The sequence below is a fragment of the Oceanospirillum linum genome (genome assembly GCF_001995095.2).
GTDB lineage: Bacteria > Pseudomonadota > Gammaproteobacteria > Pseudomonadales > Halomonadaceae > Oceanospirillum > Oceanospirillum linum.
In genome coordinates this window covers 1-381 of sequence record NZ_MTSD02000264.1, presented here as the reverse complement: position 1 = coordinate 381, position 381 = coordinate 1, and the positions used below count along the sequence as shown (strand labels likewise).

The following is a 381-nucleotide window of genomic DNA, read 5'->3' as shown; positions in this document are numbered from 1 at the left end:
ATACTCAGTCCAACCGTTTCAAGCTCTGTAATTACTTCTGCCATATCACGAATGCGTAGTGCATTATCTTTGTCCATCGCTCTTGTCCACTCATAATGAACGGCTGTAGGAATATGCCCTCCACGAGTAGCTTTGACGTCAGTGCCTGCATACTCTCCTTCAGAGCGAGCATCCCAGACGGCAAATTGACTTTGGCCTAGCTTGTCTTTGAGCTCATCTAACTCAATGCGTTCAACCGGATTGATAATAGCTGCTTCATATACGCTGGCGATTGGCTGAACGGATTCTGTTTGCTGAGCTTTCTCATCTGCACGCCAAGCTAAAATACCACCATTTAGGTAGCTGTAACGGCTATGTCCCATCACCTCTAAGGTCCAGAGT

Annotated in this window: 1 protein-coding gene; it reads right to left on the bottom strand. The window is 46.7% G+C overall.

Features of this window, described 5'->3' with window-relative positions:
* On the bottom strand, nucleotides 1-362 hold a 362-nt coding region (locus tag BTA35_RS17570; RefSeq protein ID WP_274378453.1), incomplete at its 3' end, for a sulfurtransferase.
* Between the last annotated feature and the right edge of the window lie 19 nt (nucleotides 363-381).